The 20,451-nt window shown below is 65.5% G+C and carries 23 protein-coding genes; 10 read left to right on the top strand and 13 right to left on the bottom strand.

Annotation, left to right across the window (positions count from 1 at the left end):
- Positions 1-16 precede the first annotated feature (16 nt).
- Together JGU71_RS12810 and JGU71_RS12805 are read right to left on the bottom strand one after the other, a co-directional pair.
- Complete coding sequence (locus JGU71_RS12810; protein WP_199704478.1) at positions 17-853, bottom strand: alpha/beta fold hydrolase; 837 nt, start codon at positions 851-853, stop codon at positions 17-19.
- A gap of 3 nt (positions 854-856) precedes the next feature.
- Positions 857-1,714, bottom strand: a complete 858-nt coding sequence (locus JGU71_RS12805; RefSeq protein WP_199704477.1) for an SDR family oxidoreductase — start codon at positions 1,712-1,714, stop codon at positions 857-859.
- A 69-nt stretch (positions 1,715-1,783) separates the two neighbouring features.
- Between JGU71_RS12805 and JGU71_RS12800 the strand changes: the two genes are divergently transcribed.
- Both JGU71_RS12800 and JGU71_RS12795 read left to right on the top strand, forming a co-directional pair.
- Positions 1,784-2,182 (top strand): PaaI family thioesterase, encoded by a 399-nt coding sequence (locus tag JGU71_RS12800; protein ID WP_199704476.1) that lies wholly within the window; start codon positions 1,784-1,786, stop codon positions 2,180-2,182.
- A gap of 74 nt (positions 2,183-2,256) precedes the next feature.
- Positions 2,257-3,285 (top strand): tocopherol cyclase family protein, encoded by a 1,029-nt coding sequence (locus JGU71_RS12795; protein WP_199704475.1) that lies wholly within the window; start codon positions 2,257-2,259, stop codon positions 3,283-3,285.
- Between the two features lie 9 nt (positions 3,286-3,294).
- On the opposite strand, the gene JGU71_RS12790 is transcribed toward JGU71_RS12795, so the two are convergent.
- A complete protein-coding gene (locus tag JGU71_RS12790; protein WP_199704474.1) occupies positions 3,295-4,572 on the bottom strand; it encodes an ROK family transcriptional regulator in 1,278 nt (425 codons plus the stop codon).
- Between the two features lie 475 nt (positions 4,573-5,047).
- Here JGU71_RS12790 and JGU71_RS12785 point away from each other — a divergent pair, with 475 nt between their 5' ends.
- A complete protein-coding gene (locus JGU71_RS12785; RefSeq protein ID WP_372433159.1) occupies positions 5,048-5,929 on the top strand; it encodes a TauD/TfdA dioxygenase family protein in 882 nt (293 codons plus the stop codon).
- A 40-nt stretch (positions 5,930-5,969) separates the two neighbouring features.
- A complete protein-coding gene (locus tag JGU71_RS12780; protein ID WP_199704473.1) occupies positions 5,970-6,707 on the top strand; it encodes an SDR family NAD(P)-dependent oxidoreductase in 738 nt (245 codons plus the stop codon).
- Positions 6,708-6,712: 5 nt separating this feature from the next.
- Here the strand turns inward: JGU71_RS12780 and JGU71_RS12775 are convergent, their stop codons facing one another.
- The 4 genes from JGU71_RS12775 to JGU71_RS12760 form a co-directional block, all read right to left on the bottom strand.
- Positions 6,713-7,288 (bottom strand): ATPase, encoded by a 576-nt coding sequence (locus JGU71_RS12775; protein WP_233529042.1) that lies wholly within the window; start codon positions 7,286-7,288, stop codon positions 6,713-6,715.
- The gene (locus JGU71_RS12770; RefSeq protein WP_233529041.1) at positions 7,285-7,656 is read right to left on the bottom strand and encodes a TA system antitoxin ParD family protein; all 372 of its coding nucleotides are present in this window, start codon (positions 7,654-7,656) and stop codon (positions 7,285-7,287) included. Before JGU71_RS12770 ends, JGU71_RS12775 begins: the two co-directional genes overlap by 4 nt.
- Positions 7,657-7,735: 79 nt before the next feature.
- Positions 7,736-8,992 (bottom strand): L,D-transpeptidase, encoded by a 1,257-nt coding sequence (locus JGU71_RS12765; protein WP_199704471.1) that lies wholly within the window; start codon positions 8,990-8,992, stop codon positions 7,736-7,738.
- A 45-nt stretch (positions 8,993-9,037) separates the two neighbouring features.
- Complete coding sequence (locus JGU71_RS12760; RefSeq protein WP_199704470.1) at positions 9,038-10,156, bottom strand: UDP-N-acetylmuramate dehydrogenase; 1,119 nt, start codon at positions 10,154-10,156, stop codon at positions 9,038-9,040.
- Between JGU71_RS12760 and JGU71_RS12755 the strand changes: the two genes are divergently transcribed.
- From JGU71_RS12755 to JGU71_RS12740, 4 genes are all read left to right on the top strand, one after another.
- Entirely contained in the window at positions 10,155-10,658 is a 504-nt protein-coding gene (locus JGU71_RS12755; protein WP_199704469.1) for a DUF2505 domain-containing protein, read from the top strand. The genes JGU71_RS12760 and JGU71_RS12755 overlap by 2 nt on opposite strands.
- 61 nt (positions 10,659-10,719) lie before the next feature.
- Entirely contained in the window at positions 10,720-11,229 is a 510-nt protein-coding gene (locus JGU71_RS12750; RefSeq protein WP_199704468.1) for a DUF2505 domain-containing protein, read from the top strand.
- 9 nt (positions 11,230-11,238) lie between these two features.
- The gene (locus JGU71_RS12745) at positions 11,239-12,033 is read left to right on the top strand and encodes a class I SAM-dependent methyltransferase (protein ID WP_199704467.1); all 795 of its coding nucleotides are present in this window, start codon (positions 11,239-11,241) and stop codon (positions 12,031-12,033) included.
- Positions 12,034-12,044: 11 nt separating this feature from the next.
- Entirely contained in the window at positions 12,045-13,841 is a 1,797-nt protein-coding gene (locus JGU71_RS12740; protein ID WP_199704466.1) for an acyl-CoA dehydrogenase, read from the top strand.
- A 73-nt stretch (positions 13,842-13,914) separates the two neighbouring features.
- On the opposite strand, the gene JGU71_RS12735 is transcribed toward JGU71_RS12740, so the two are convergent.
- Complete coding sequence (locus JGU71_RS12735) at positions 13,915-14,568, bottom strand: response regulator (protein WP_199704465.1); 654 nt, start codon at positions 14,566-14,568, stop codon at positions 13,915-13,917.
- Positions 14,565-15,698, bottom strand: a complete 1,134-nt coding sequence (locus tag JGU71_RS12730; protein ID WP_199704464.1) for a sensor histidine kinase — start codon at positions 15,696-15,698, stop codon at positions 14,565-14,567. Before JGU71_RS12730 ends, JGU71_RS12735 begins: the two co-directional genes overlap by 4 nt.
- A gap of 133 nt (positions 15,699-15,831) precedes the next feature.
- On the opposite strand from JGU71_RS12730, the gene JGU71_RS12725 reads away from it, so the two are divergent.
- Positions 15,832-16,476 (top strand): dihydrofolate reductase family protein, encoded by a 645-nt coding sequence (locus JGU71_RS12725; protein ID WP_199704463.1) that lies wholly within the window; start codon positions 15,832-15,834, stop codon positions 16,474-16,476.
- Positions 16,473-16,883, top strand: coding sequence for a VOC family protein (locus JGU71_RS12720; RefSeq protein WP_233529040.1), 411 nt, complete (start codon positions 16,473-16,475; stop codon positions 16,881-16,883). Before JGU71_RS12725 ends, JGU71_RS12720 begins: the two co-directional genes overlap by 4 nt.
- 30 nt (positions 16,884-16,913) lie before the next feature.
- On the opposite strand, the gene JGU71_RS12715 is transcribed toward JGU71_RS12720, so the two are convergent.
- The 4 genes from JGU71_RS12715 to JGU71_RS12700 all read right to left on the bottom strand — a co-directional run bounded on the left by JGU71_RS12715 (position 16,914) and on the right by JGU71_RS12700 (position 20,358).
- On the bottom strand, positions 16,914-17,759 hold the full coding sequence (locus JGU71_RS12715) for a helix-turn-helix domain-containing protein (RefSeq protein WP_199704462.1): 846 nt from the start codon (positions 17,757-17,759) through the stop codon (positions 16,914-16,916).
- A 71-nt stretch (positions 17,760-17,830) separates the two neighbouring features.
- The gene (locus tag JGU71_RS12710; protein WP_199704461.1) at positions 17,831-18,241 is read right to left on the bottom strand and encodes a hypothetical protein; all 411 of its coding nucleotides are present in this window, start codon (positions 18,239-18,241) and stop codon (positions 17,831-17,833) included.
- Entirely contained in the window at positions 18,238-18,636 is a 399-nt protein-coding gene (locus JGU71_RS12705; protein WP_199704460.1) for a nuclear transport factor 2-like protein, read from the bottom strand. The genes JGU71_RS12710 and JGU71_RS12705 overlap by 4 nt, the downstream gene beginning before the upstream one ends.
- Before the next feature lie 174 nt (positions 18,637-18,810).
- Entirely contained in the window at positions 18,811-20,358 is a 1,548-nt protein-coding gene (locus JGU71_RS12700) for a TROVE domain-containing protein (protein ID WP_199704459.1), read from the bottom strand.
- Between the last annotated feature and the right edge of the window lie 93 nt (positions 20,359-20,451).

The raw sequence follows: 20,451 nt of genomic DNA, 5'->3' as shown, positions 1-20,451 counted from the left end.
ATACTGCACTGTGGCCTCACGGCGACCGGTCGAGTCCCGCCACGAAGGTTGTGATCTCGGCTACGAACCGCGCCGGGTCTTCGACGAACGGTGCGTGTTTCGTACCCTCCCAGATCGACACACGAACGTCGCGCAGCAATTGCGCGCCGTGCTGCGCAACCGATACCTCGACGACGGGATCGGCCGATCCGTGCACGATCAACGCCGGAACGTCGAGGTCACGCAGCAGGTCGTCGTGGCCGGCCTCCCTGGCGAACAAAGCTTCGCGGACCCGCGGCGGGGTGCTGAGACTGATGCCGAACAGGTTCTGCGCGACCGCTCCCACGTTGTCGCGGGCACCGGTGTTCGCGTCGCCGAACGCGCCGAACGCGCGCAGCGCGACTCCCGGTTTCTCGGAGTAGACGCCGGGGATCGCTTCTCGCATCGCCGGCCCGACCCGACCGCCGCCCTGACCGCGCCCGATCCCCGTGATGCCGCCGACGAAGACGATGCCCGCCACCGCAGACGTGCCGTCGACCGCGAGGTAGTCGCACAGCACGAGGCCGCCGTAGGACCAGCCGAGTAGAACGGCTCCGGCAGTGATCCGTTCCGCAGCGAGGACCGCTGCCACGTCGGCGGCCCAATTCTTCGGATTGTCGTAGCCCGATTCCGGTGCGCCGGAATAGCCGTGCCCACGTAGGTCGAGCGCGACGACGCGGTACTCCTTCGACAAGCTATCGAGCACCTCGTCACCCCAGCAGCGCAGCGATGCCGCCCAACCGTGCAGCAACACCAACGGCCTTGCCGCTTCCGGTCCGCTGACGCGGTAGACGATGGTGGTGCCATCGTCGGAGGTGGCCTCGCGAATCGGCACGGACTAGTGCTCTTCGTGCAGCGGATCGGACTTGGATGCGCGATCCTCGTAGGTCTTCCGCTGATCCCAGTCCACGTCGAGGATGACGGTGTCCGCCTTGAGCAGCCTGGCGATCCCTTCGCGGCCCGCACGCGGCAGGACGCCGACGATCTTGTTGATCGGTCCGATCAGCGGCGGTACGTACACATCGAAATGCGGTTTGCGCACGGCCGAGACGATCTCGGCGGCAACGTCTTCCGGCTCGCTCTTCGGGATGAATCGGGCGTGGCCGATGCCGGAGCCGAGATCGGTGTTGACGATGTTCGGCATCACACACGACACCTCCACGCCCGTGCCGCGCAATTCGAGGCGAGCCGCTTCACTCACACCGACGACGAAGTGCTTGGTTCCGGAATAGGTTGCGACTCCGGGGAAGCCGGCCTTGCCCGCGGCGGACGCAATGTTGATCAGGTGGCCGCTACCCCGTTCGACGAAGCGCGGCAGCACGATCTTCATGCCGTACAGCACGCCGTGGATGTTGATGTCGACGAGGCGGCGAGCGGTGGCGTCGTCCTCCTCGACGAAGCGGCCGACAGGCATGATGCCCGCGTTGTTGATCAAGACGTCGAGTGCGCCGAGCGCTGCCTCCGCAGCTGCGACGAAGCCTTCGAAGGAGTCGCGATCGGTGACGTCGAGCGGCAGTCCGATGGTGCCGCCGCCGATCTCCGAGGCAGTCTGCGCGGCCAGGTCGCTGTCGAGATCGCCGATCGCAACTCGAGCGCCCGCGTCGACGAGAGCCTTCGCCGTCGCCTTGCCGATACCACGCGCGCCACCGGTGATCGCGACGATTCGACCGTTCAGATTCTCAGACTTCGATGCCATTTTCGAACCGTATCAGCGATTGAACCGAATGCGAACCCTGGTTCACTTCCTTCCCTATGATCCGAGGTCATGAACCCCGCAGACGTGATTGCATCCATTCCCTTCGCCGCGAGCGCCGGCGTCGAATTGATCTCCGCGACGCCGGAAGAGGCGGTCGGGCGCCTCGTCTGGCACGAGGACCGCACGACAACCGGCGGCGGTATGCACGGCGGCGCGATCATGACGCTTGCCGACACGATCGGAGCCGTGTGCGCGTTCCTGAACCTGCCGCCCGGCGCGAGCACATCGACGACGAGCTCGAGCACCGTCTTCACCAAGGGCGTGCGCAGCGGCGCTGTCACTGCAACAGCCCGGCCGTTGCATGCAGGTCGCTCGACCATCGCGATCGTGACCGAGGTTCGTGACGAGGCAGGCAAGCTCGTCGCGCAGACCACACAGTCGCAGGCAGTCCTGACGCCGCGGTCCTGACGAATCGTGAAGAGTTGCGCCCCCTGTAGGGGGTCGGACTCTTCACGATCGACAGCCTCGCTAACGTGACCCCCATGCCGAGCCTGCTCGATCGATTCAGAGCCACCGGCGCCGACCTACCGTTCGGCGACCCGCTGCCCGCACACGGAGTCCCGTCGGAGGGCTACCTCTGGCGGTTCACGCAACCCGAGACCGGGCGCACTCTCACGGCGCTGATCAGCGTCAACAAGGGTCCAGACGGACCGTGGTCGACGCTGGTCCTCGCCGCGCACCCGAACGGCTTCCTGCGCACGGCGGTGCACCCGCAGGGCGTTGCGGATCCGAAGCGACTCGGGGCGCGGGCAGGCAGCGCATTCGAGGGCCGATCCGACCGGCTCACAGTGGATCTCGGTATCGATGCGCGGATCGACGTGCGGATTTCCGAACCCGTGACCTGGCCGCACAAGGTATTCGGCGGCGCAAGCTTCTTCCAGTCCATACCTGCCGTAGCCCAGCGTTGGCATCCGTGGCTCTTCGGCGCGAAGGTGACCGGGACCGCGACGATCGGCACCGAGCAGTGGGACCTGACCGGCGCCCAGGTCTATGCCGAGAAGCGTTGGGGTGGTGGCAGTTTCCCTGAAACCTGGTGGTGTGGCCAAGCGCAGGGCTTCGACGATTCGGGTGCCTGCCTTGCGTTCGCAGGAGGCATCTTCAACACAGGCAAACTTCGCATCGAGACGACGCTGGTCGCACTACGGCTACCCGACGGCAGCGTTCTGCGCTTCGGTGGCCCGAGCACCTCGCACGTGCGCGCCAAGGTCGACGATCAGAAGTGGTCGCTGCACGGCCGAAATCCGCGCTCCGGCATCGAAATCGAAGGTCGGTCGCCGATCGATGACGCATTCGTTCTGCCGGTCCCGATCGCCGCGGAACGAAAGAACGTGCCTGCGGCGATCGCACACCTCGGCGCTCGGCTCGATGTTGTCGTCCGACGCCGAGCCGACATCGTGTGGCGCGGCGAATCGCAGCTCGCAGCATTGGAATTCGGCGGTGTCGACCACGCGAGGGCGGAAATCGAGCGGCGCGGCGGCGATGTTCAGACCGTCGCCGCGCCCCCGACGTAACCGGCCGACCTAACCGAGCGAACGCCGCATCGACGGCAGCGGATCCGCGTACAGCGCACTCAGCGAGGTGACGCTCGCCGCGAACTCCTGCACCCGGTTGCCGAATCCACTGACCCGAATGTCCTTGCGCAGCAACGTCGACGTCTGCGCAAAGGCTGCTGCGACATGCGGAATTGCTGCCGGATACTCGGTGAACGACTGCCCGCCGAGAATCACACGATCGGGGTTGAACAGGTCACGCAGCATTGCGACCGTACGCCCGAGAATCTGGGCGCGCTCGACCAGAAGCTCGTGCGCCGCAGTCGAACCCGCTGCAGCTGCGTCGTACAGGCTGCCGATCGCCGGACGGGAGTCACCGACGAGGATGCCGTCGGCGATCGCCCGACGCAGGAGCGCGCGGTCGCTGACCGTCGCCTCCAAGCAACCTTTCTGGCCGCATTCGCACTTCGCGTCCGAGCCGGTAGGAAGGTGCACGATCGAACCGGGGCCGTTGTTGGGCGTGTGGACCCTGCCGTCGATGGTCAAAGCGACGCCTGCGGTTTCGCGAGCATAGAAGTACAGGCTGGTGCCGACCGGGTCGCGGTCGTCCGGGCTGCGGGGCGCGAGCAGCAATTCCGAGGCCGCCATTGCCTCGACGTGCGCGGAGACCGACACCGGAAGGCCGAGTGTCTCACCGACGATCGCGCCGACACGCGCTCCGCGCCAGCCGAGCCGAGGATGATCTGCGGTCCCCGTCGCCGAATCGACCCGGCCACCGAGTGCGACACCGACCCACAGTGGTTGCCGACGATGCCACCGCGAGGTGAAAGCCTTTGCGCTGCGGGCGATTGCGGCGAGCGCGACGTCCTGGTTCGCACGCGGGGTCGGTATCTCGACACCGCCGAGAATGCGGCCGCGCAGGTCGCTTGCAATGACACTGGTGACCACCGCGCCGACGTGAATACCGACGGTCAGATACGGCTCGTGATTGACCTCGAACGGCACCCGTGGGCGACCGATCGCACCGGATGCCGTCAGGTCGGCACGTTCGCGCAGCAGTCCGGCCCCAAGCAGACCTGCGACCTGTCGATTCACGGTCGCGATGCTCAATCCTGTTGTGCGAGCCGCGGTATCGCGAGATATGGGGCCTTGCGTCGATGCCGAACGGAGTACTGCGGCGGCCGGATTGTCGGCTATTCGCAGGTCCGGTGCGACGATCTGAACGCGTGCGGGTGCGCGATTGGAAACGACGCGCGACAGTTCTAACGGTGTTGCAAGTGCCGGTGCCGCAAGTGTTGGAGTCGACATAGAAGTAATTCCTTGTTCTAGTCCCGGGCTGCGGGAAATGTCTTTGCGATCACAGGGATCTGGCGCTGGATTTGTGGAAACAACGCTGGCAGCGGCACCTGATCGACTCGTCGAGCAAAGACGGGTTCACCCGAAGGCGACGTGATGGCGCGGCGCGCTAGCGACAGCTACAGCGACAACACAGTTCGCGCGCAAGCGGCAGCCGTGAACCCAATGCGGAGGTCACATAGGTGACCCGCAGAGCGGTCGACTGGCCGGCAGACATAGGCAAAATCTAGCACCCCTCGACATGTTGTCCAATCCGCGCAGGTCTGGCGTGCTTGTGATCAGCGTGACCGAAAGGATGTGCGGCGCGATCGAGCGCTGGTTGCGTAGGGCATCGCAGCCCGCGCACGCGCACAACCTTCAGAAAGGTCACCCAGTGTCGATCGATGTCTACTCGTCAGCGGAAACATCCTCTCCAACAACACCATCGGTGGTTAAACTCGGTGCCCACATCGGCGCCCGCATCGACGGAATCAGGCTCGGCGGCGACCTGGATCCAGCAACCGTCGAGCTCGTTCGCAACGCGATTCTCGAGCACAAGGTCGTGTTCTTCCGCGATCAAGGTCACTTGGACGACGACACCCAATACGAGTTCGCGCAGCTGCTCGGCACGCCGACCACACCGCATCCGACCGTCACTTCCCGCGGCACGAAGACCCTCGCGATCGATTCCGAATACGGCAAGGCAAACAGTTGGCACACCGATGTGACGTTCGTCGATCGCATCCCGAAGGCCTCGATACTCCGCGCAATCACCCTGCCCGAGTACGGCGGAACGACGACGTGGGCGTCGACGACCGCGGCCTACGCGGCTCTGCCCACACCGCTCAAGCATCTTGTCGAGAACCTGTGGGCAGTACACACGAACCGCTACGACTACGCCGCGGCATCGGCTCGCACTGCCGCCGACGAGAAGACGCGGGAGTACCGAGCGGAATTCGAATCGACCTACTTCGAGACGGTCCACCCCGTCGTGCGCATACATCCCGAAACCGGCGAGCGCACACTGTTGCTCGGCCACTTCGTCAAGCAGTTCGTCGGTCTCGGCTCGAAGGAATCACAGGCGATCTTCTCGCTCCTGCAGGACCGCGTAACGACACTGGAGTTCACGACCCGCTGGAACTGGACGGTGGGAGACGTCGCGATCTGGGACAACAGGGCAACCCAGCACTACGCGGTTGCCGACTACGACGACCAGTACCGACGCCTCAACCGCATCACTCTCGCAGGCGACGTACCTGTCGACGTACACGGCGAACGTAGTCGGTCCATCACCGGCGACGCCGAGCACTACTCGGTGATCGAGGGCTGAGTAGCGAGGACCGAGGACGCCTCGCATTACGATCGCGACCATGACTACGAACCGCACAGCAGTCGTCACCGGAGCAAGTTCTGGGATCGGCGCAGCCACCGCGCGCGCTCTCGCGGCGGACGGCTTCGACGTCGTGATCGGAGCCCGACGCGTCGATCGACTCGAAGAGCTCGCAGCCGAGATCGGCGCAACGGCACTGCAGTTGGACGTCACCGACGAAGACTCCGTCGCGGCGTTCACCGCCGTGATTCCCCGGGTCGACGTGTTGGTCAACAACGCGGGCGGCGCCAAGGGCGTCGCCTCGGTTGCAGACGCCGATCTCGACGACTGGCGGTGGATGTGGGAAACCAACGTCCTCGGCACGTTGCGGATCACGAAGGCGTTGCTGCCGAAGCTGATCGAATCGGGCAACGGTCTGATCGTGACGATCACGTCGATCGCCGCGCTCGTCTCCTACGACAACGGGGCTGGCTACACCTCGGCCAAACATGCGCAGGCCCTGCTGCATCGCACCCTGCGTGGGGAGCTACTCGGAAAACCTGTGCGGCTCACCGAGATTGCGCCGGGTGCCGTCGAAACCGAGTTCTCCCTCGTCCGATTCGACGGCGACGAGGACAAGGCCGCCGCGGTGTATCGGGGTATCGATCCCCTTGTCGCGAGCGACATCGCCGAGATCGTGTCGTTCGCCGCATCGCGACCGTCGCACGTGAACCTCGATCAGATCGTTGTGCAACCGCGCGACCAGGCAGGTGCAGGCAGGTTCAATCGGCGGAGTTGACCGGCTCAGCCACGCAGCTCGGCGGGCGTCCACTTCGGCCACACGGGCATATGGGTTGGGCGGCCGTCGGCGAAGCTCGCGACCAGCCGAAAGGGGTTGGCCGCGGTTGTGTTGTCGTAGACGTAGGCCTGGTCGACCATGGCTATCGCGATCGCGAGCAGTCCCCACAGCCGACCGAAGCGTTCTCGAATTTTGTCTTCGGGGACGAAGTGGCCGCCGTTCGCTACCCGGTCGACAACGCGGGCGACCGCCAATTGCTCCGGTATCAGCACGATGTGGACGCTGACGTGAAAACCCGCCGCGTTCGCGTCGCGGAGCAGCTCGAGTTTCGACTCGTGGGAAAACACGGTCTCGGCGACGAACGAGCGCCGGTCGGCTATCTGCTGCGCACGCTCTTCGGCGGCAATCCTCGCGGCATCGTAAGAGTGCTCAGCGGCGTGCTCCGGCCACCGCTGCGCCGCGATGACGTCGGCGTTGATGAACGGCAATCGAGTGGCTGGTCCGAGCACACGGTTGTAGAAGGTGGTTTTCCCGGCACCGTTGGGTCCCGCGATGGTGTGCAGGACAGGGTCAGGGCTCAAGCCCTGCCCGACTCGTCGGCACGGGGATGGTGGACGACGTTGCCGTCTGCGTCGAGTTCGACGTACGAGCGTCCAGCGCTGGAGAACTCGTCGGCGAGGTTCAGCTCTTCTCGGCGGGCACCGATTCGTTCGGTCCATTCCGCGCGGACCACTGCCTGCTCACGCTCGGTAAGCGCGTCGTATTCTCTGCGGCCGGCAAGAACGTCGGCGATGGTGCTGTGCGAGACGCTGTGTGACGATTCGAGTTCGCGGCCGATCCGCGCCCAGTGCGCTATTTGCTGAGCGGCGCTGCGGCTCATCACTCCGCCAACAAGTTTCGCGGACGCGTAGAGCTCGTTGTCGATCCGTGTCGGTGATGTAGTCGCCATGGCAGTGACCTCCTCCGATCAACTGTAGCAGTCTGCAACAGCGCAGGCGAAGGTGAGTTCTACCACGTCACAACGCGGATCAGCGACCGGGCGTCGACGGCTGTGCCGGAATGGGCGCCGGCTTGACCGCGGTCGCGGACACCGGAGATCCAGGCTTCTCGGCAAGCGCCGACAGCGACTTCCAGGTCTCCCAGTCGATGGTCCAGTCGTAGATGTCGCCGTCCGCCGCCGACAGGTCGATCCGAGTTCCCGTCACCTCGACCGGATCGCCGTACAGCGCGGTCGGGAAGTACGCCGCAGCGTCCTCCGGTGACAGGTTGATGCAGCCGTTGGTGACGTTGGACGAACCCTGCACTCCGGTCGTCTCCGGATTGGCGTGGATGAACTCGCCGTTGTTCGAGATACGAACTGCCCAGCGTTCGCGAACGTTCTCGTAGAACGGCGGATTCGACATCAGAAAATCTTCGTGTTTTTCGCTGACGACGTGCACACCGCTGCGAGTGACGTTGCGGTCTTCGTTGCCTTCGCCGTAGCTGACCGCGAAGTCGAAGACGACCTCGCCGTCACGAATCACCTGCATGCGGTGGCTCGGCGCACTGGCCTTGACGATCTGACTGCGGCCGATCGAGAAGTTCGACGTGATGTCGGAATCGCCGTAGGCGCCGTCGCCGTAGTTCACGCCGTAGAGCTTCGCGTCGAGGCTGACCTCGGTGCCAGGCACCCAGTAGTTCTGCGGGCGCCAGTGTGCGCGCGAGCCGTTGTCGTCGGGCAACCATGCCCACGAGCCCACGGTCGGCGGATCGGTATTCACCGTCAACGCCTTCTCGACCGCGGCTTTGTCCTCGACGTGCGCATCGAACTGCACGATGATCGACGCCGCTATGCCGACCTCTTGACCGTCGGCGATCTGAATGTTCGCCGAGGTCCGCGAATCCGGCGTCAGAGTCGTGAAGCTGCCCTCGATGGGCGCTGTCTTGTTCTCCTCGCCGACCGCGGTGCCCGACCAGGTGTAGGTCACGCCGTAGCCCAGCGGCTCGCCGACAGTCCACGTCGTCAGGTCGGCACTCGGGGCGCCCTTGACGGGCTTGCCTGCCGGGTTCGTCAGGGTGACGTCGCGCAGCGTGCCGTCTTCGACCCGCACCGAAACCGGTGCGATCGGACTGACGTCGTCGGCATCGGCCGCGGGTTCGTAGACGATCTGCGGACCCTTGGCTTCGGGAGGCTGCTCGGTGTCCGACTTGGTGCTGCAGCCGACAAGCAGCTCCAGTGTGGCGAGCAATGCCGTCACGATTGCGAACGCTCTACCCCAGATCTGCCGAGCACTGCGTCTAGTCACTCGCTCCACGTTACCTGCGAGCTCTCCCCTACCGAGGAGATCCGGCTACAGCGAAAGGCCGACGGTCACCGGCTCCGGTTCGAGTGTCACCCCGAAGGCCGCGTGCACCCCTGCGCGAACCGTTCGGGCCAAGTCGACGATGTCCGACGCCCGTGCTGAACCACGATTCGTCAAGGCAAGCGTGTGTTTCGTCGACAAACGAGCAGGAGCGTCGACGCCGGGGAAGCCCTTCGCGAATCCCGCGCGCTCGATCAGCCACCCGGCGGACAGTTTCACCCCATCGGGAGCGGGAAAACGCGGCACCGTGACCTCGCCCACTCTGTCGGCGATTGCGGACAATACGGTCGAAAGGTCCTCTTCTGCCACAACCGGATTGGTGAAGAACGAGCCGGCACTCCAGGTGTCGTTGTCGTCTGCCGCGAGGACCATTCCCTTGCTGCGGCGGAGCCCGAGGACCGCGTCTCGTACCTGCGCCGCAGGGCGGGTTTCACCTTCGTCTGCGGTGAGGACGCGAGCGAGTTCGCCGAATCGCAGGGGCGCACTCGTCCCGTCCGAGCGCAACGCGAACGTCGCGGACAGGACGACCGCACGATCGGAATGCTTGAGCACACTGGTCCGGTAGGCGAGCCCGAGTTCGTCGGGAGCAACGGTTCGGACGTCGCCGCTCGCACGATCGAGCAGGTCGACGCTCGTCAGCAGCGACGATATTTCGACGCCATAGGCACCGACGTTCTGTACCGGCGTCGCACCGGCGGAACCGGGGATACCGGAAAGACATTCGAGTCCGCCAAGACCAGCGGCGACGGTCTCGGCGACCACCCGATCCCATTCGGCACCCGCATCGACCGACACGCTCGCTGCGTCCATCCGAATCTCGTCGTTGGCAACCCGCACGACGACGCCGTCGAAGCCCTCGTCCGAAATCAGCAGGTTGGAGCCACCGGCAAGCACCAGCACCGGGATACCTGCCGCATCGAGCAGGCGGACCGTTGCGACCAACGCCGCTGTCGTGGACGCTTCGGCAAGAACACGCGCGGGTCCGCCGACGCGCAACGTCGTGAGGTCCGCGAGCGGGACCTGCTCCGACAGCACAGCGCCCGCCGAAGTGAGTTCGGCACGCAGGCGTGGATTCAACACAACTGCAAACGGTAGCGTGCCGCGCATGGGACACCGCATCGAGCATTCCGCTCGGCACACGAAATCCGTCGATGCTCTGCACGCAGCTTTCACCACCGAGCAGTACTGGAAGGACAGGCTTGCCGAGATCGGCGGCCCAGGTGCGGAATTGGTCGAAGCGCGCACGGATTCGGACACGTTCTCGGTCACCCTCATCCAGGGCATCGCAGCCAAACATCTGCCGCCGATGGTGACGAGGATCCGCCCAGGCGACCTCAGAATCGATCGCACCGAGTCCTGGGGACCCCTACGCAACGGCTCGGCGACGGGAACATTCTCCGTCCGAACCGAAGGCGCACCGGGCAAGATCTACGGAACTTTGACGCTCACGACCGACGGCACCGGTTCCCTGCTGCGCATCGAAGGCACGGTCACGGTCGACATTCCGTTCTTCGGCGGCAAGATCGAAGAGGCGATCGCAGAGCAGCTGCGGCGCCTCAACGAGAAGGAAGACGCGTTCACCGAAAATTGGACGTCGGAGCAAACCTGACCGCGCTGTTGGGCGGACGCTCGTTCGAACGGGGTTCGGCGGCCCGGTAATCTAAATGCCCATGGCCCGCCGAATCGACTATTCCGCCCGGTATCACTACAGCACCGAGCAGGTGTATTCGGCATTGACGAACCGTGACTATTGGGAAGCGATCGTCGAGAAGATGCGCGAGTTCTCGCCGAATCACATCGAGAGCTTCGAGGTCGGACCGTCGGGTATCGACATCGTGTTCCACCACATCCTCCCGCGAGAACTGCTGCCCGAGATCGCACAGACGGTGATGCGCAAAGACATGGTCATCACCCGTAAGCAGAGCTTCTCGCCGTTCGGCCCCGAGGTGACGGGTCAGTACGCGGCGTCGATTCCTGGAGGTCCCGGCAGCCTCACAGGCACGATGCGACTGTTCGAGACCGAGGCAGGCTGCACACTGCGGACCTCCTCGGAGGCCAAGGTATACATCCCCGGATTCGGACCGAAGCTCGAGCAACTCATGCTCGTCAACGTGATCGACCTGTTCCGCGGCGAAGCCGAAGTGACCGTCGATTGGCTCGACAAGCTCACAGCGTCCTGACCTGATCCGATGCGCCCACCTGCCCCGCAGGGGGTGATCACCCGCGGCACCACCGGGATCAACCGACTGCGCCGCAGCGATCGCTGGCTCGTTCACAACGATCGGGTTCGGTCTGTACTGTGCGCAGCGCAGGACCCGTTGGTGGTCGATCTCGGTTACGGCGCAAGTCCGGTCACCACGCTCGAACTTGCCGAACGACTCCGGACCGTCCGGGCCGATGTCCGTGTTGTCGGCCTCGAAATAGACCCCGGTCGCGTCGTCCAAGGACAGGACGGTGTCACCTTCGCCCGTGGCGGTTTCGAACTTGCGGGCCTGCGACCGGTTCTGGTGCGCGCCTTCAACGTTCTTCGTCAGTACCCCGAAGAGTCGGTCGAGGCTGCGTGGGCGAGGCTGCGATCCGGTCTGGCTCCGTCGGGCCTGATCGTCGACGGCACCTGCGACGAGATCGGTCGTCGGTGTTCGTGGATTCTGCTCGACACCGACGGCCCGGTCTCGCTCACCCTCGCATGGGATCCGTTCGCCGTCGAGCGACCGTCCGACATCGCCGAGCGACTCCCGAAAGCGTTGATCCATCGCAACATTCCCGGTGAGCAGGTCCACGAGCTGCTCGCCGCCGCAGACCGTGCCTGGGCTTCCGCGGCAGCGGTCGCACCGTTCGGGCCGCGCGTGCGGTGGCGGTCCGCGCTGGAACTGCTGTATTCGGCGGGCGTTCCGGTCACGCTGTATCGCAGGCGGATGCGCGACAACGTGCTGACCGTCCCGTGGGACGCCGTTGCGCCTAACCTTCGAAGAGACCCACGGTGAAAGGTGAACGTATGCGCTCGACACTGCTGTCGCGACGCGATCTCGACTTCCTGCTCTACGAATGGCTGGACGTCGAGGGACTTACGGCGAGGGAGCGATTCGCCGACCACTCACGCGAGACTTTCGATGGGGTCCTCGATCTCTGCGAACAGGTCGCGACAAAGTATTTCGCACCACACAACAAGCTGAACGACGCCAACGAACCGACCTTCGACGGTGATCGCGTGACGATCATTCCCGAAGTTGCAACCGCACTCGACGCCTTCGCGAAGGCCGATCTGCTCGGTATGACGTTCGACAACAGGTTCGGCGGGGCGCAGTTGCCTTTCACTGTCGGAACAGCGTGCTTCGCCTGGTTCCAGGCGGCAAACGTGGGCACGTCCGGCTATCCGTTCCTCACGCTCGGCAACGCCAATCTCCTTGTGGCACATGCATCGGACGAGCTGATCGATACCTACGTTCGCCCAATGCTCGACGGTCGGTTCTTCGGCACGATGTGCCTGTCGGAAACGCAGGCGGGGTCCTCGCTGGCCGACATCGTCACACGCGCCGAGCCTCGCGACGACGGCACCTACCGCGTGTTCGGCAACAAGATGTGGATCTCGGGTGGTGATCACGAACTGACCGAGAACATCGTCCACCTGGTGCTTGCGAAGATCCCCGGCGGTCCGGCGGGTACGAAGGGCATCTCGCTGTTCGTCGTTCCCCGCTTTCTGGTGCACCCCGACGGCTCGATCGGCGAACGTAACGACGTCGTCCTCGCCGGACTCAATCACAAGATGGGCTTTCGCGGCACCACCAATACGGTCCTCAACTTCGGCGAGGGTAGGTACACACCCGGCGGTGCGGCAGGAGCGGTCGGCTACTTGGTCGGCGAGCAGCATCGCGGACTGGCGTACATGTTCCACATGATGAACGAGGCTCGCCTCGGAGTCGGTTTGTGCGCAACAAGTCTCGGTTACACGGGGTACCTGAAGTCGCTCGAGTACGCCCGCGCTCGGGAGCAGGGCCGCTCGCCGCTGAGCAAGGATCCAAGTGCCGCACAGGTTCCCATCATCGGTCACGCGGATGTGAAGCGAATGTTGTTGGCACAGAAGTCCTATGTCGAGGGCGCATTGGCGTTGAACCTCTATTGCTCGCGTCTGGTCGACCTGCAGCACACCGCCGAATCCGACGACGAGCGTTCCGGGGCAACAGCATTGCTCGATATTCTTACGCCGGTCGCGAAGAGCTGGCCGTCGCAGTGGTGCCTCGAAGCGAACAGCTTGGCGATCCAGGTACACGGTGGCTACGGCTACACCCGGGAATACGACGTCGAACAGCACTACCGAGACAACCGGCTCAATCCCATTCACGAAGGCACCCATGGCATCCAAGGTATGGATCTGTTGGGGCGCAAGGCAGTTCAGAATGGTGGCGCGAGCCTGCTGGCTTTCGGTGGCGCGTTGTCCGGGACCGTGGCTGCGGCAACGGAGCGCGGTGGCGAGCTCGCGGAACTCGGGGTGGCTCTGCAGGCGACGTCGCAGCGGCTGCTTGCCGTGACCGCGGAGATGTTCGCGGGCGGCGACATCGAAGCCGCCATGGCGAACAGTTCGATCTATCTCGAGGCATTCGGTCACGTTGTCGTGGCGTGGATCTGGCTGGAACAGCTCGTGGCGGCCGACGGGAAGACCGGCGATTTCTACGACGGCAAACGACAGGCTGGTCGGTACTTCTATCGCTACGAACTGCCGAAAACGGCCCCGCAACTCGATCTGCTCGCGAGCCTCGACCGCACTACCTTGGATATGTCGGACGCCTGGTTCTAGCAGGCGGCTACGCCGCTCGTGAGTCTTTTCGGTGGGCCCGCCCACCGAAAAGACTCACGAGGCGCGGAGCGCCCTAGTCGAACAGGCCGCTCTCCAGGGCATGCAGCACGGCCCGGGTGCGGTCCCGCACACCGAGTTTGAGCAGAACGCTCGACATGTGGTTCTTCACGGTGCCCTCGGCAAGATGCAGGCCCTTGGCGATCTCGCGGTTCGACCAGCCCGCAGCGGCCAGCCGCAGGACGTCCAGTTCGCGCGGGGTCAGCGGCTCGGGAGTCACTGCTCCGCCGATGTTGAAGCTGCGGTCGGTCATGGCGCGCAGCAGCCGCTCGGTAACAGCGGGTTGCAGCAGTGTGCCGCCCGCGGCCAGACAGCGGACGCCACTGACGAGTTGCTCCAGCGTCACGTCTTTGAGCAGGTAGCCCTTCGCGCCCGCGCGTAGCGACGCGAGCACCAGTTCGTCGTCGTCGAAGGTCGTCAACACCAGCACCGGCGTCGTATGCCCACGCTCGGCCATCGCGTGCAAGGTTGCGATGCCGTCGCGGCCGGGCATCCGCAGGTCGAGCAGCACGACGTCGACGTCGACACGGGCCAATAGGTCCAACGCCTCGTCGCCGTCGGCACCCTCGCCCACGACGTCGACCTCGTCGGTCAGCGCAAGCAAGCTGCGAATACCCTGCCGGACCAACGTCTGGTCGTCGACAAGGAGCACCCGGATGGCCGCGGTCATTCGAGCACTCGAGGCAGTCGGCCTTCGATGGCGAAGCCGTTGCCCGGGCTCGACGACACGTTCAGGGTCCCGCCGAGCGCTTCGATCCGCTCTCGCATGCCCGTCAGCCCGTGCCCGGGAACCACGCGAGGGATTCCGCGTCCGTCGTCGACTGCGTGCACGAACGTGCCCTTCTCGTCGGAGCCGACCGTGACATCGAGGCGGGTCGCGCCACCATGACGCAGGGTGTTGGTGATCGCCTCCTGCGTACACCGCACGATGGCCTGCGCGTACTCACCCTCCACCTGCACGGACGCGTCGACCTGCACCGACACGTCGAGCCCAGGAACGTTCTGCGAAAGTTCGGCCAACATCGGCCGCAGGTCCTCGGGTCCCTGGCGCATCTGCGCGACCGCCGCCCGAACGTCCTCGAGAAGTTGCTTCGCGATCGAGCGCCCGCGGACGACGTGCTCGCTCGCGCGGTCCTCGACGAGATGCGAGGCAACCTCCAGCTCGAGCGCCAGCGCCGTCAACTGATGCCCGACGACGTCGTGGAGATCGCGCGCGATACGCATCCGCTCGGCATCCCGGCTCGCGGTCTCCAACAACGCCATGGTCGACCGCAATTCGGCGTGTGTCTCGGCCAACTCGTGCCGCGCCTCGGTCTCGCGGCGGGCAGCGTGGACGACGAGAGCGCCGAAGGCCTGAAAGCCGGGATAGACGAATGCCCCTGCGACCACGTCCACGATCGGCCAGCCGATCATGGCGATGGCGACGACGGCCGCAACGGACTGCAGCAGGATCACCCCGACCACGGCGCGAGTCGAGGCATGCCGAGCAACGGTCGCCGCCGAGACCACGAGAAGCGCCGCGGTCAGTCCGTGGTCCGGGTAGAGCAGGAACGTACCGAGCGCGAGCGCGACAAGGGCCGTGAGCCAGACGGCCGACGGCAGCCGAGCAGGCGGCTGAACGAGTCCCGTCGCGATCAATTGCACGACGAGCAGGACGGCGTAGGACACCCACCACCACACCGGTAGGGCCGGCCCGGGCAGGTCGGTCAGTACCGCCTCCAGCAGCACGACGATGCCCGCCACCAAGGTGCAGGCCAGCAGGGCGTACGCCGTGCGGCGCCCGGCCTTCGGTTCCCTCATCGTTCGATCATAGAAATCCACCCGAATCGCCGCGGGTGCCGGAAGTAACGGACTGCAGCAGTGACCGCAGGCACGTACGCCGACCACACCCGCGCGCCTAGCGTCCTGGAGAACCGACACGCAAGGAGCACACATGAAACTCACCGTCCACACCTTCGTCAGCCTGGATGGCGTCATCCAGGGACCTGGTGCCCCCGAAGAGGATCCGAGCGACGGCTTCACCCGAGGCGGCTGGTTGGTGCCGTTCGATCCGGAACACTGGGGCAGGGTCGTCGACTCGTGGTTTGCCCGTCTCGACGCGTTTCTGTTGGGCCGCAAGACCTTCGAGCTGATGCGCAGCTACTGGCCGGATGTGACCGACCCGGACGACGCGGTGGCAGCCGTCTACCGCACACACCCCAAGTACGTTCTCAGCAGCACGTTGACCGATCCCGGTTGGGCAGGGTCGACGGTCCTGTCCGGCGACCTGGTCACGGAGGTCGGACGGCTCAAGGAGCAGTCCGGCGGCGAACTGCAGGTCCACGGCAGTGCAACCCTGATCCGATCGCTGCACGAAGCCGGCTTGGTCGACACCTATCGGATGCTGCAGTTCCCGGTGGTCGTCGGGCAGGGCAAACGCCTGTTCACCCAGCCGGGTGCCGCCGCCGGTCTCGAGATCACGGCAGCGGAGACACTTCCCGGCGGCATCGTCGCGTTGGAGGCCGAGGTGGTACGCCGCGGCGAGCCAGAGGTCGGGGCATTCGCCCTTTCCTCCGACGGCCGTGAGGTGATCCGATGAGCAAGCTCGTGAGCAGCTACGCGGTCTTGATGACAGCGGACGTCGCAGCGGCGGCACGCTTCTACCGCGAAAACTTCGGCTACGAAACGACATTCGAGGCCGACTGGTACGTCAGCCTCGCCCGGGGTCAGCACGAACTCGCGCTACTCGACCCCGACCACCCCACGATTCCCGAGGCGTATCGCGGACGGACCGCAGCCGGAGTGCTGCTCAATCTCGAGGTCGACGACGTCGATGAGGTTCACTTCGAACTCGCAGGACGGCCGGGCATCGAGATCGTGCTCAGCTTGCGCGACGAGGACTTCGGTCAGCGTCACTTCATCGTGGCCGGGCCGGACGGGGTCCTCGTCGACGTGATCACGCCCATCCCGCCGGTCGGCGACTTCGCCGACCAGTTCGTCGACTGACCGATCCAACTGCGTCAGGCGTCCCGCACCTCAGTCAGGTCGGGACGCCTGACGCAGAGCGCTTTCGGTGGCGCTGCCCGGTGTGCAGTGAAACACGATCATGACCTGGTCCTCGTCCTCGACGGAGCGAAGGACGGTGTCGCACAGGTCGAGCCTGCCCAGCGTCGGATGGTTCAAAGTGGTCCCACCCAGCGGACGCTCGCGCGTCGGGTGGCTCGACCAGAGCTCGGCGAAGCGGGGACTCTGCCGGGTGAGGTCCGCGACGACCGCCGTGATCTCGGGATCGGTCGGCCTGCGGGAGGCCGCCGCACGTAGCCGCCCCACGATGTCCTCGGTGACAAGCGGCCAGTCGGCGTAGAGCGCGCGGCTCTCGTCGTCGAGTAGCAGGACCCGCGCCCAGTTCAGGCCGACGGAGGACCACGGCTCCTCGAAGGCGCGGTGCGGGGCGAACACCCTGTGCGCCAGCCGGTTCCAGGCAAGCACACGCATGCTCCGCCCGAGCACGCCGACCGGGACGCCGTCGAGGTGTCGTATCACCGCGGCCAGACTCGGGAGCAATTCCTCCGGTCGGCCCGGCTGCGGGTGGTCCGGGCTGACCTGCGCAAGTCGGTAGATCTGGGCCTGCTCCTCGTCGGTCAGCCCGAGTGCCGCGGCGACCGAGCGCAGAATCGCACCCGACACGGCTCCTGCGGTGCCCTGCTCGATCCGCGTGTAATACGACGCGCTGACGCCAGCCAGGAACGCGACCTCCTCACGGCGCAGTCCCGGCACCCGCCGCCTGCCGTAGGTCGGTACGTCGACGTCGTCGGGTTGGCGCAGGTTGCGCCGCGATCGGAGGAATTCTCCGAGCGCGATGTCGCCTGCAGATGACCCCATCGCGCCACTGTGCCACGGCTCCCCCACCGTCTGGGAAGTGCCAGAAGGCATGGGAGCCGTGGGGACACACATCAGCGGGGTCGTTCTCCCGTGCGGTACTGCTGCACCGCGAGCACTCCGACGACACCGGCTTGCGCCACCACCCAGACCGTGCCGAGTGTGGTGAGCCCGAGGCCACCACCGACGGCGACGGCGAGAGAGGCGAGCACCCACACTGCGTTGACAGCGATGATCACCCGTACACCGAAGCGTGAGCTTGCCGTGCGCGCCGCCAGCAGCGCAACCAACGCAGCGAACGCCAGGAGGAAACCGCCGATAGCCCGCACATCCGAGGTCTGCGAGCCCATCAGGTCCACGATCACAGGTGCGGCGGCCAGGTAGATCAGGGCGTTGGCACCGGTGATCGCAGCATCGGCAGCGAGCCAGAAGCGGATCGATCCCAGGTCGATGCGGGAATCGGAACGATCCGCGACGCTTGTCACTGGCCTGCTCCGGCCGCCGGATCGAAGAATCCGGTGACGCGGGTCAGCCGACCGTCGTCGCCGACCAACCCGTAGTCGACGCCGGTCAGCGCTGCTTCGCCGTTCGGCCCGACCAGGCGCCACGGAAAGCGAAACGCATCGTGGTGGGCGTCGATCTCCCCCGACCGCACGAAGCGGTGATCGGGGTAGTGCTCCTGCAGCGCCTGGATCAGAGCATCGATCCCGGCGTGCCCTCTGCCGTCGAGCGGCGGGTCGACGAGTGCCGCGTCGGGCGCCCAGCAGCGCACGAGGATCTCCTCGCGCTCGACCGAGTCCACCTCGTTCCAGCCGCTCAAGTAGTCGTCGACCAGGCGGGTCAGATTCTCGACCGCCAGGTCGTTGGTTGCAGTTGTCATGGTGCTTCCTCTCGACGTCAGCCCCGATCTGGGGCCCGAGTTCAGCTTGGAAGAACCTCGACGGAGTAACCACGCCCAGTTGTGCCTACCCCTGCCAGTGGTAGGCAGCTTCGCTGCTTGTGAGTCTTTTCGGCGGTCGGGCCCGCCGAAAAGACTCACGAGGCGCGGAGCGCCTCAAAAGGGCCAGTTGCCGTTGCGGCCACGCTCGATCAGTTCGATCAGCTCGAAACCAGCATCGGTCAGGCCGCCGAACGTGTGCCGATTCGCCGCACCCGACGGTGCGTGTCCGGCGCGACAGCCTGCGACGTTCCAGGTGTACATCGGAACTGTGTGCGGCACGGCATCGTTCACCTGACCTGCCCTGTCCTCCCACGCCTGCTCATCGGTCACGAGCACGACGCGGTCGTGACCCCTGTAGTGCTTGCGCAGCGCGTGAGCGGTCGCCGTACCACCGAGGTCGCCGAACCGATCGACGATGCGAAGAACCGACTCGCCACGACGGAAGTCGACCCTCGAACTCGTCGAACCGAACTCGACCAGGTCGGCACGTTCGGCTCGAACGGCCAGTGCCGCACCGAACACCGCGGCACCGTCTGCCCTCGTCACGGTCGACCGCTGCGAAAGCGGGCTCCAGAACATCGAACCCGAGCGATCGACCAGCACAAGTGTCCGACCCGGCAGGACCGGCACCCGCGAAAGCGAATGGCCCAGAGCGGTTTCCAGCGCATGGGCCCAGCGCAGCGACGGAGCCGCGCGGTACGCCGCCAGATATCTCATGGGCAGCTGCCGCGAACGCGCAACCTCGTCCGGATCGGCCAGTCGTGCAGCGACGTGCGCCGCAACAGAATCCGCCACACCGGCGTCGTCGAAGTTGCGCAGATTCCGTAGCAGAGCCATGTACCCCATCGACGGGATGATCGCCTCCCACGCCTGTGCGTCCATCGGGCCGACCGAGCTCGACAACGCCTCCCAGGTCATACCGCTCGCCGCGAGCAGCTCCGGATTCTGCAGTACCGCAGCATGATTCGGGAGCACTGCCACCGACTGCCGGGCCTGCAGCACCGACAGCGACGCGGGAAGCTCGCCACGACCGTGGCGCCGACCGATTGCGTAGGCGAACAGATCACCTTGACGGTCCGTTGTCGGAGCAGGGTGGGTCAGTTCGATGACGTCGCCGAAGCGGATATCCCGTGCTGCGGAATCCCACTTGAGCAGTGCACGCTCCGTGTACAGGCGCCGAACACCGTCACCGATGCCGCGCTTGACGGGCTTCGGCACCGAACGGCCATGTGTACCAAGCCAATAGCCGAGAAGCTCGCCCGGCTCATCCGCCCGCTGCAGCACTGCCGCCACAACCTCGCGGTTACCGCCATGAAGGCCCGCCTGCAGTCGGCCCGCCACGAATTCGGCGGCGGCGACGAGCGCGGCGGACCGAAGTTGCGCACCGTTTCGCAGCCAAGCGATCAGTCGGGCGGTCCACTCGGGGTCGCTGACGGCGAGTTCGCGAACGAGCGCGACGTATCGCGAATCCCGTTCGGCCCCAGCCTCGTAGAACGTCGACTCGCCGACCATGTTCGTCACTGCGAGTAGGAACAGCTCGCTCTTGGCGTCGCGCAGGTAGCCGGGTGCGCCCTCGCTCGTGAGCGTGGACGGCGTCGGCTCCGAACGGATCATGCTGCGAACAACTTTGCTGCGCAGACCCTTGACGTTGAACTTGCTCATATCTGTTCCTCCTCTCGTGGCAAGTAGGCGAAACATGTTGCGCCGAGATCGAATCGGTGGAGGTAATTCGGGTCCGATGCGGACCCGGCCGGA

Origin of the sequence: Antrihabitans stalagmiti (genome assembly GCF_016482825.1) — a bacterium.
GTDB lineage: Bacteria > Actinomycetota > Actinomycetes > Mycobacteriales > Mycobacteriaceae > Antrihabitans > Antrihabitans stalagmiti.
The sequence above is the reverse complement of the archived record's forward strand: the minus strand, read 5'-3'. Positions and strand labels throughout refer to the sequence as shown.